This window comes from Mycobacterium sp. (assembly GCF_008709575.1).
GTDB lineage: Bacteria > Actinomycetota > Actinomycetes > Mycobacteriales > Mycobacteriaceae > Mycobacterium.
Window position 1 is genome coordinate 1 of record NZ_VYIK01000510.1, and the last position, 567, is coordinate 567.

Below are 567 nucleotides of genomic sequence, written 5' to 3' on the forward strand. Positions count from 1 at the left end.
GGACCGTCATCGCCTCCCCGACATGCCCGAAGTAGGTGGAGATCACCAGCCGAGGTCGACTCGGCGTCTCGCCGATCCTCCGGGAGAGGTCTCGGAGGGCGTCCAGCTCCTCGGGGCGACGGTCTTCGACCAGAGCCGGTTCGTCCAGACGGACCCAGCCGACGTCCCGACTGGCGAGCTCCGCCAGGAAGTCGCAGTAGAGCGCGCCCAGCCGGTCGAGGAGCGAGAGCGGGGACCGACCCGGCGCCGTCGACGCGCTGCGCAGAAGGAAGGTGAAGGGACCGAGGAGCACCGGCGTGGTCTCGATGCCGAGGCTCCGCGCCTCCTCCAGCTCACCCAGCGCCTTCGCCGGATCGAGAGCGAACACGGTGTCGGGGCCGATCTCCGGCACGAGCTGGTGGTAGTTGGTGTCGAACCACTTGGTCAGCTCGAGCGGCGGGACTGCGACGCCCTCCACGCTCGCACCTCGGGCCATGGCGAAGTAGCACTCGAGTGAGCCCGGGGGGCCGACGGCCGCGAAGCGCGGCGGGACGGCACCGAGCGCGACCGCCGTGTCCAGCACGTGGT

General features: G+C 70.9%; 1 pseudogene. It reads right to left on the reverse strand.

Going from position 1 to position 567, the window contains the following annotated elements:
- Positions 1–562 (reverse strand): annotated as a pseudogene (locus F6Q13_RS19870) (5-methyltetrahydropteroyltriglutamate--homocysteine S-methyltransferase); the annotation flags it as partial.
- Positions 563–567: the final 5 nt, after the last annotated feature.